This window comes from Larkinella sp. C7 (assembly GCF_006149005.1).
Classification (GTDB): domain Bacteria; phylum Bacteroidota; class Bacteroidia; order Cytophagales; family Spirosomataceae; genus Larkinella.
The window spans coordinates 910-1,138 of sequence record NZ_VBSL01000051.1 but is presented as its reverse complement, the minus strand read 5'-3'; the positions used below and the strand labels follow the sequence as shown (position 1 = coordinate 1,138).

1 pseudogene is annotated in these 229 nt (G+C 44.1%); it reads right to left on the bottom strand.

Annotation, left to right across the window (positions count from 1 at the left end):
* Positions 1–229, bottom strand: a pseudogene (locus tag FH871_RS34285) (IS5/IS1182 family transposase); the annotation flags it as partial.

The following is a 229-nucleotide window of genomic DNA, read 5'->3' as shown; positions in this document are numbered from 1 at the left end:
CTTGGTGTCTGTCGGATTTGGGAAGCTATCATAGTGGAGAACGAATTGATTCTCAGTAGCGATTTGGAGATTGTAGCCAGCCTTCAGTTGACCATTTCTCATGTGGTCGTCTTTCATCCGCATAAAGGTGGCGTCTGTATCTGTCTTTGAAAAACTATTGCGACCAGTGAAAGTGGCTTGATAGGTCTCATACTTTTGTGCACGGGCTGAAAAATCATCCCTTACCTTT